The following is a 7,161-nucleotide window of genomic DNA, read 5'->3' as shown; positions in this document are numbered from 1 at the left end:
GGCTCCCAGTAGACGACTGGGTTGATAGGCCGGATATGGAAGCCTCGTGAGGGGTGGAGTTGACCGGTACTAATAGGCCGAGGGCTTGTCCTCAGTTGCTCGCGTCCACTGTGTTGTTCTGAAACAACGACCCCCGCCTTTACAGAGGGTGGGTGCGGTTGACAGTTTCATAGTGTTTCGGTGGTCATAGCGTGAGGGAAACGCCCGGTTACATTCCGAACCCGGAAGCTAAGCCTCACAGCGCCGATGGTACTGCAGGGGGGACCCTGTGGGAGAGTAGGACGCCGCCGAACAATTCTTCTGAGAAGCCCCTGCCGGGGATACCGGCAGGGGCTTTTCGCATTTCCGCCGCAGTTTCAGGAGCCGGACGGGTAGAACTGGCGGGCCCAGTGCCGGTAGATGCCGACGGAGTGGTCCCCGGCGGCGAGCCGTGGCAGTGGCTCGTAGCGTTTGTGGTTCCAGATCGGCACGTCCTGCTGGATGACCCTGGCTGTCATCCGCAGCGTCGACCTGGCGACGAGCCTGGTCACCGCCGCGCGGGTTGCCGGCAGGCTCGGGCCGGGGACGTGACGCGGGTCGGTGACCTCGCAGGCCGTCGCGACCCGTAGGACGGTCCGCCAGGGGCCGGTCGGGGTGGGCAGGCCCCAGAGGTGGACCGCGAGGCCGAAGCGCGGAAGTTCGAGTTGGGTGAGGGTGAAGCCCAGTCCCGCCATCAGGGTCGACTTCTCCCAGGAGAGCCCGCCGAAGAGGGGGATCCGGCCGGCGCTGGAGCGCAGGTTCGTCCGCAGGTACGGCCCGTCGGGGACGGGCGGCGTCAGTTGACGTACGGCCAGGCGGTGGAGGGTGCCGAGGTGCCGGTAGTCGGCGACGTTCTCCATGACCTCCTGCGGGTGGGTGTCCACCTCCACGGCCCAGTGCGCCGTGGGCCGTACCTCCGGGCCCGGCAGGGCGGGCAGCTCCCAGTGCGGGGGGTCGGTGTCGGGGCCGTGCCAGACGTAGACGAAGCCGTTGCGTTCGAGGATCGGGAGGTGATCCACCCGGGTACGCAGCGGCACCCCGTCCGGATCGCTGACGCATGCGCCGTCGGTGCCGAAGGCGAAGCGGTGGAACGGGCAGACCAGGGTGTCGCCCTCGATGGTGCTGCCGTAGCCGAGGTGGGCGCCCATGTGGGGGCAGTACGGCCGGGTGGCGCGGACGTCGCCGCTACGGGTGCGGTAGAGGACGACATCCTCGTCCGAGAACCTGCGGGTCAGTACGGCGCCCCGGGGCAGCTCGCGCGAGAGGGCGAGGCAGAACCAGCCGCTGGGTGTCGGGAGCGCGGGTCCTTCCCCGGCCGGTGCGATCCGTGGAGGCCGGGAGGGCCGGCGCGCGCCGGGTGGGGGCGCATCGTCTTTGGTTGTCATGGCCGACACGGTACGTAGACGACTTTTGCTTGCCGGGCAGACGCCGGTGCGACACCTGCGACGATCACTCCTTCGCCGATGTCCGCCGACGGCCCGGGGAGGTCAGAGCCGGCCGGCGGCCTTGAGGGCGAGGTAGGTGTCGGCCAGGGCGGGGGCGACCGAGGCGGGCGGGGCGTCGATGACGGTGATGCCGGCGCGGGTGAGGCGGTCGGCGGTGTGGCGGCGGTCGGCGCGGGTCTGCTCGGCGGCCGCGGCGCCGTAGACGGCCTCCACGGTGCCGCGGCCGACGGCGAGTTCGTCGAGGTGGGGGTCGGAGACGGAGGCGAGGACGACCTCGTGCCGCTTGGTGAGCAGCGGCAGCAGGGGGAGCAGGCCGTCCTCGACCGGGGCCGCGTCCAGGCCGGTCAGCAGGACGATCAGCGAGCGGTGCGGGGCCATCTTGAGCGCGGTGGCGACCAGCGAGCGCATGTCGGTCTCGTAGAGGGCGGGTTCCAGGACGGCCATCGCGTTGGTGAAGGCCGGCAGGATCTCGTTCGGGGAGCGGCCGGCCACCGAGGCCCGCTTGCGGCGGTCGTGGGCGAGCAGGTCGACCCGGTCGCCGGCCTTGGTGGCGAGGGCGGTGAGCAGCAGCGCGGCGTCGAGCGAGGCGTCCAGGCGGGGGGCGTCGCCGACCCGGCCGGCCGAGGTGCGGCCGGTGTCGAGGACGACGAGTATGTGCCGGTCGCGCTCGGGTCGCCAGGTGCGGACGGCGACGGTGTGGCGGCGGGCGCTGGCCCGCCAGTCGATGGAGCGGACGTCGTCGCCGGGCAGGTACTCGCGCAGCGAGTCGAACTCGGTGCCCTGGCCGCGGGTCAGCACGGAGGTGCGGCCGTCGAGTTCGCGCAGCCGGGCGAGCCGGGAGGGCAGGTGCTTGCGGCTGGCGAACGGAGGCAGGGCGCGGACGGTCCAGGGGACCAGGTGCGAGCCCTGACGACCCGCCAGGCCGAGCGGGCCGAGCGAACGGACGGTCACCTTGTGGGAGTGGTGGTCGCCGCGCCGGGTGGGGGTGAGGACGGTGGTGACGCGCCGTCGTTCGTGGCCGGGCACGAGCAGGGTGTGCCGGGAGGCGGCGGTCTCGGTGCCGGGCCGCCAGGCGGACGGGGCCCAGGCGTCGCGGATCCGGGCGCGCAGGGGGCGGCCGGCCTGGTTGGTGACGCTCAGTTCGACGGCGGCGGGCTCGCCGAGCCGCACGGTGGTGTCGCCGCCCCGGACGATCCGCAGGCTGCGGACGGGGGCGGCGAGCACCAGGTCGACGACGACGCCGAGCAGGACCGCACCGGTGACGGCGCCGATCCCGGCCCAGGAGGGCAGCAGCAGGCCCGTGACGAGGGCGCCGAGCGCGGCTAGCAGGGCGGTTCGCCCGGTGAGGGCCATGCGGTGCGTTCCTTCGTCGGGGCCGGGGGTGGGCCGGCCGGAGGGGCGGGCTGGCGCGGCGGGGTCAGCGCGGGGCGGGCGTCTGGGCGAGCACGGCCTGGATGACGGAGTCGGCGGTGACGCCCTCCATCTCGGCCTCCGCGCGCAGGGCGACGCGGTGCCGCAGGGTGGGCAGGGCGAGCGCCTTGACGTCGTCGGGGGTGACGTAGTCGCGCCCGGCCAGCCAGGCCCAGGCGCGGGAGGCGCCGAGCAGTGCGGTGGCGCCGCGCGGGGAGACGCCGATGGAGAGCGAGGGCGACTGCCGGGTGGCCCGGCAGAGGTCGACGATGTAGGCGAGGATCTCGGGGGAGACGGTCAGCCTGGCGATCTGCTCGCGGGCGGCGGCGATGTGCCCGGGGCCGGCGACCGGGCGGACGCCGGCGGCGGTGAGGTCGCGCGGGTCGAAGCCGGCGGCGTGCCGGGCGAGGACCTGGAACTCCTGGTCGCGGTCGGGCAGCGGGAGGACCAGCTTCAGCAGGAAGCGGTCGAGCTGGGCCTCGGGCAGCGGGTAGGTGCCCTCGTACTCGACGGGGTTCTGGGTCGCGGCGACCAGGAACGGCACCGGCAGGGCGCGCGGTTCGCCGTCGACGGTGACCTGCCGCTCCTCCATGGCCTCCAGCAGGGCGGCCTGGGTCTTCGGCGGGGTGCGGTTGATCTCGTCGGCCAGCAGCAGGTTGGTGAAGACCGGGCCGGGCTGGAAGGAGAACTCGGCGGTGCGGGCGTCGTAGACCAGCGAGCCGGTGACGTCGCCGGGCATCAGGTCGGGGGTGAACTGGATGCGCTTGGTCTCCAGGCTGAGCGCGGTGGAGAGGGTGCGGATCAGCAGGGTCTTGGCGACGCCGGGGACGCCTTCGAGCAGTACGTGGCCGCCGCAGAGCAGGGCGACGACGAGGCCGGTGACGGCGGCGTCCTGGCCGACGACGGCCTTGGCGATCTCGGCGCGCAGGGCGGTCAGGGCCTCGCGCGGGTCGGTGATCCGCGGGTCGCCGGGGGCGGGGACGGTGGTGCCGGGGGTGGCGGGTGCCGTGCCGGGGGTGATGCGGAGCTGGGTGGTGGCCTTCTCGGTCACGGCTTCCGAACCTGCCTTTCGAGGGCGTCGAGGTCGTCGGCGAGCCGCAGCAGCGCGGCGTCGTCGGTCGGGGGCGGGCCGTACAGGAGGGCCCGTACGTCCCCGGCGGACCGCTCGGGGAGGCGGTCGGCGACGGCCGCGCAGAGAGCGGTGGGGTCGGGCGCGCCCGCCACGGGCGGGACGCCCAGGGCCGGGGCCACGCGGTGCGCGGTGGCGCGGCGCAGGGCGTCGGCGGCGCGGCCGCGGGCCCTGGCGCGGTGGTAGAGGCGGGCGCGGCCCTCGGTGGTCTCGGAGGCGCGGACCACCACGGGCAGGTTCTCGCTGACGACCGGGCCGAGCCGGCGGGCGCGCCAGAGCGCGGCCAGCACGACGGCGACGGCGAGCTGGTAGCCGGCCCAGGTCCAACCCTCGGGGATGTAGTCGCGGAAGTTCTTCCGCGCGCCCTCGGCGACCGGGGCGCTGTAGTCGGGCAGGTGCCAGGTGACGTGCGGCTGGGCGCCGAGCAGGCCGAGCCCGAGGGCGGCGTTGCCGTCCTTCTTGAGCAGCCCGTTGGTGAGGAACTCGCCGCTGCCGAGGACCACCACGTCGGTGCCGGGGCCGGTGGGGACGACCACCACGGGGTAGCCGTGGCCCCGCTGGTAGCAGCCCTCGCCGCGGCTGCCGGCGGTGTAGAGCAGGCCGCCGACGTGGGCGCTGCCGGCCCGGACGGCCTCCGGCAGCGAGCAGGCGGCGTCGGTGCTGTGGACGCGGGCGTAGGGGATGCCGCCGTTCTCGTCGGACATCCGGACGCCGGGGGCGAGGGCGGTGAGGGCGGCGGGGCCGGGGGAGACGAGGACCAGCCGGGCGTGCCGGGCGGCGGCGATGGCGGCCAGCTGCTCGGGGCCGAGCAGGTCGGGTTCGGGCAGCACCAGGGTGTCGGCGCGGGAGGGGCGGCCGGCGGGGTCGGTGGTGAGGTCGACGTCGAGGCCCTCGCGCTGGAGCAGGGCGGTCACGGCGTGGCTGCCGGTGGCCTCGTAGGAGCGCGGGTCCAGCGGCGGGTACTGGCGTTCGTCGTTGGCGGCGGCCAGGACGACGGCGGCGAGCAGGAGGATGACGACGGTGAGCAGGTACCAGCGGGCGCGCCGCCACAGGCCGCGGCCGGTGGGGGCGAGACTGGTGTCCGCCCGGGCGGGCGTGGGCGCCGGCGGGTGCGGCGCCGTCGGCGGGGTGGCGCTGGTCATGCGGTTCCTCCGGCGGCCGGGACGAGGACCGGGCGGGCGCGTTCGAGGGTCCGGTCGAGGTCGCGCAGCAGCTGGTAGGCGGCCTGGTCGGCGGTGCGCTCGCCGTAGACGATGTCGTCGAAGGTGCGGGCGGCCGTGTTCAGCGCGGCGGCGTGCTCGGGCAGCGCGCGGCCGGCCTCGGCGGCGGCCTCGTCGGCGGTGCGGCCGGGGCGGGGGTCGAGCAGGGTTCGCTCCTCCAGGCCGCGGACCAGGGCGCGCAACTGCTCGCGGACGGCCTCCGCCCACTGGCCGGCGGCGGCGTGCCGTTCGGCGTCGGCCCGGTGCTCGGCGGCGCTGCGCGGGCCGGCGCCGCCGAAGACGCCGAGGCCGGTGCGGGCGGCCCGCTTGGGCGCGCCGAGCCGCCACCAGAGGGCGGCGGCGATCAGCACGGCGACCACCAGGAAGAGGATCAGGCCGGTGGTGCCGCTGGTGCCGCCGCCGGCGAGCGCGCCGAGCGCGTCGTCGATCCGGTCCGTGATCCAGTTGATGACCCGTTCCTGGATGCTCGGGTCGTGGCGGTGGTAGTCGGCCTTGACCAGTTCGTCGCGGGCCGCGTCACGGGCCGCGTCGCGCGGGGTCGTGACCGGGGCCCCGCCCGCGAGTACGACGATCTCCCCCCAGGTCGGCATCGGGCTCAGTGCCCTGCCGGGGCGGGGCCGGACGGGCCGCCCCAGCCGGTGCCGCCGTGCTCGGCCAGGCCGGCGGCGCGGGCGAGCTCGATGTCGAGGGCCTCGCGGCGGATCCGCTGGTCGACGTAGAGCAGCACGCCGATGGTGGCGGTGAAGGGGAGCGTGATGGTGGAGGAGAGGATGCCGCCGATGGCGACGGTGACCAGCAGGGCGGGGGGCATGCTCGCGGCGTCGCCGGCGTCGAGCTGGCTGGTGAGGTCGCCCCAGCCGAGCACCATCCCGGCGACCGTGAACGGGGTGGCGATCACGCTGGAGACGATCCAGGCGATGGCCATGCTGAGCAGGGTGATGCCGAAGATCCGCCACCAGGAGCGGCTGACCAGGCGGCGGGAGCGGGAGAGGGCGGCGATGACGCCCTGCTTCTCCAGCATCAGCGCGGGCGCGGCCAGGCTGAGCTGGACGCCGATCCACAGGGCGGCCAGGGCGACGAGGAAGCCCACGAGGAAGAGCAGGAAGGCGGTTCCCGGGTCGGCGTCCCCGGCCAGCGCGTAGCCGATGAGCGGGGCGAAGCCCAGCAGGATGATGCCGCCGACGATCAGGCCGTTCAGCAGGGTGAGGCCGACCAGCTGGAACAGCCGGGGCCGGGCGTCGCGCCAGGCCTCCTTGAGCGTGACGGACTGCCCGAGGATGGCGCGGCTGACCACCATGGTCAGCAGGGCCGAGGCGATCACGCCGAGCAGCCAGCCGAGCGGCAGGCTGACCAGGGAGGTCAGTACCGGGGTGAGCTCGCCGGTGTCGCCCTGGATGGCGAGCTGGGCGCCGAGCGCGACGCCCTGCTGGACCACGGCGACGCCGAAGGAGAGGCCGAGGGCGACCCGCCAGTGCTTGCGGACGGTGGAGACGGCGCCGTCGAGGATCTCGCTGAGGCCGAGCGGGCGCAGCGGGATGACGCCGGGCTTGGGGCTGGGCGGCGCTCCCCAGCCGTACTGGCCGCCGGGCGGGCCGTAGGGGGGCTGCCGGCCGTACGGCGGCGGCTGCTGCCCGTACGGGGGCTGCGGTGCGCCGGGGGCGGTGCCCCAGGCGGGCGGGGCGTGGTGGGGCGGTGCCGACTGGCCGGGCACGGCTGCGGGCGCGTCGGCCGGGGGCCGGGCACCGTCGCGGGGCGGCTCGGACGAGCCGGGCGAGGCCCAGCCCGGGGTGTCGGTCATCACTGCTCCTCGGAGGGCGTCAGGGTTTCGCGGCGCCGGGTGGATCTTCACGCGGGCGCAGCGCCCATCGTGCCATGGTGGTCGGACGCGCCCCAGGGGGATCCGGTTGCTGAACGGCAACGCCCGCTCCGTGGACGGCCG

General features: G+C 75.1%; 6 protein-coding genes and 2 rRNA genes. 2 read left to right on the top strand and 6 right to left on the bottom strand.

The window, feature by feature from the left end:
- Together ACFZBX_RS13595 and rrf are read left to right on the top strand one after the other, a co-directional pair.
- Nucleotides 1-93 (top strand): 23S ribosomal RNA (locus tag ACFZBX_RS13595); the annotation flags it as partial.
- Nucleotides 94-176: 83 nt separating this feature from the next.
- Nucleotides 177-293, top strand: a 5S ribosomal RNA gene (gene rrf / locus ACFZBX_RS13590).
- A 63-nt stretch (nt 294-356) separates the two neighbouring features.
- On the opposite strand, the gene ACFZBX_RS13585 is transcribed toward rrf, so the two are convergent.
- The 6 genes from ACFZBX_RS13585 to ACFZBX_RS13560 form a co-directional block, all read right to left on the bottom strand.
- Nucleotides 357-1,403 (bottom strand): Rieske 2Fe-2S domain-containing protein, encoded by a 1,047-nt coding sequence (locus ACFZBX_RS13585; RefSeq protein WP_391533718.1) that lies wholly within the window; start codon nt 1,401-1,403, stop codon nt 357-359.
- A 102-nt stretch (nt 1,404-1,505) separates the two neighbouring features.
- On the bottom strand, nt 1,506-2,816 hold the full coding sequence (locus ACFZBX_RS13580; protein WP_391533716.1) for a DUF58 domain-containing protein: 1,311 nt from the start codon (nt 2,814-2,816) through the stop codon (nt 1,506-1,508).
- A 64-nt stretch (nt 2,817-2,880) separates the two neighbouring features.
- Nucleotides 2,881-3,831 carry an AAA family ATPase gene (locus ACFZBX_RS13575; protein ID WP_391533741.1) on the bottom strand — a complete coding sequence of 317 codons (951 nt, stop codon included), beginning with the start codon at nt 3,829-3,831 and terminating at the stop codon, nt 2,881-2,883.
- Between the two features lie 89 nt (nt 3,832-3,920).
- On the bottom strand, nt 3,921-5,144 hold the full coding sequence (locus ACFZBX_RS13570) for a DUF4350 domain-containing protein (protein WP_391533715.1): 1,224 nt from the start codon (nt 5,142-5,144) through the stop codon (nt 3,921-3,923).
- Complete coding sequence (locus ACFZBX_RS13565) at nt 5,141-5,812, bottom strand: DUF4129 domain-containing protein (protein WP_391533713.1); 672 nt, start codon at nt 5,810-5,812, stop codon at nt 5,141-5,143. The genes ACFZBX_RS13570 and ACFZBX_RS13565 overlap by 4 nt, the downstream gene beginning before the upstream one ends.
- A 5-nt stretch (nt 5,813-5,817) precedes the next feature.
- Nucleotides 5,818-7,020 carry a hypothetical protein gene (locus ACFZBX_RS13560; protein WP_391533711.1) on the bottom strand — a complete coding sequence of 401 codons (1,203 nt, stop codon included), beginning with the start codon at nt 7,018-7,020 and terminating at the stop codon, nt 5,818-5,820.
- Nucleotides 7,021-7,161 lie beyond the last annotated feature (141 nt).

It is taken from the genome of Kitasatospora sp. NPDC008115, from assembly GCF_042957205.1.
In the GTDB taxonomy this organism is placed as follows: domain Bacteria; phylum Actinomycetota; class Actinomycetes; order Streptomycetales; family Streptomycetaceae; genus Kitasatospora.
The sequence above is the reverse complement of the archived record's forward strand: the minus strand, read 5'-3'. Positions and strand labels throughout refer to the sequence as shown.